This window comes from Pseudomonas serbiensis, from assembly GCF_030580745.1.
Taxonomy (GTDB): domain Bacteria; phylum Pseudomonadota; class Gammaproteobacteria; order Pseudomonadales; family Pseudomonadaceae; genus Aquipseudomonas; species Aquipseudomonas serbiensis.
The window spans coordinates 1-1,392 of record NZ_JAUQOO010000053.1; the positions used below are offsets into that span (position 1 = coordinate 1).

General features: G+C 64.2%; 1 pseudogene. It reads left to right on the forward strand.

The window, feature by feature from the left end:
• A pseudogene (locus Q6A51_RS27240) lies at window positions 1–1,392 on the forward strand (filamentous hemagglutinin N-terminal domain-containing protein); the annotation flags it as partial.

Here is a 1,392-nt window from a genome sequence, read left to right on the forward strand (position 1 = left end):
GGGCGGTGACGGTGAATGCCAACGCGGTCGAGGTCAACGGGCCGCTGTATGCGGGTTCGTCGCTGTCGATCACGACGCCGGGCGATCTGGCCATCCAGCAGAATATCGCCGCACGGGACAGCGTCACGCTGTCCAGCACCGGGCACCTGAGCAACAGTGCGATCATCGAGGCGGGCGTCAATGCCGATAACAGCCGCAATGCCGCCGGCGATGTGGTGCTGTCGGCAGGCAACCTGACCAACACCGGCAACATTGTCGCCAGCCGTGCCGTGCAGGCGACCGTCACCCAGACCCTCAACAACCAGGGCGGCGAAATCCTCAGCGATGCAGCCCTGACCCTCACCAGCGGTCGCCTGGACAATAGCCTCAGCGGGCGTATTGCCGGTAAAGGCGTGACCGTCACCACCGGCGCCTTCAACAACAGCCAGGACGGTCGCCTGACCAGCACCGAGGCCTTGCGCCTGACTGCCGCGCAGGTCAATAACAGCGAAGCGGGGCGTATCGCCAGCGCCATGGCCCTGACCATGGTGGTCACGGGCCTGGATCTCTCGACCGCGATCCTCAATAACAATCAAGGCGTGATACGCAGCGAGAGCACCCTGACCCTGAACGCGGGTGCGGTGTCGAATACGGCAGGCAGCCTCACCAGCGCTGGCACGTCCAGCCTTACCGTCACCGACGCCGTGGTCAACCAGGGCGGCGAAATCCTCAGCGATGCGGCCCTGACCCTCACCAGCGGCCGCCTGGACAATAGCCGCAGTGGGCGGATCGCCGGCAAAGGCGTAACCGTCACCACCGGCGCCTTCAACAACAGCCAGGACGGTCGCCTGACCAGCACCGAGGCCTTGCGCCTGACTGCTGCGCAGGTCAATAACAGCGAAGCGGGGCGTATCGCCAGCGCCATGGCCCTGACCGCGGTGGTCACTGGCCTGGATCAACACGCCGACGGGCGCCTGTACAGCAATGGCGATGTCAGCCTGGACCTGAACAACGGCCATCTGAATAACCAAGACGGTTTGATTACGGCCCCCGGCCAGTTGCTGCTGACGAATCTGGGCACAGTCAACAACCAGAGCGGCGAAATCTCCAGTGCCAAGGGCTTTACCCTGGCCGCCACGTCGCTGGACAACACCGACGGCTCGGTGCTCAGCGACGAATCCCTGATCGTGCGCATCGACCAGGTGCTGACCAACCTGCGCGGGCGGGTATCTGCTACGGGCCTTGAGCTGTCTGCTGCCACTCTGAATAACCAGCAAGGTGTCTTGCGCAGCGATAGCATCCTGACCCTGAACGCTGGCTCTGTGTCGAACTTGGCAGGCAGCCTCACCAGCACCGGCACTGCCAACCTCACCGTCACGGACGCCGTGGTCAACCAGGGCGGCGAAATCCTCA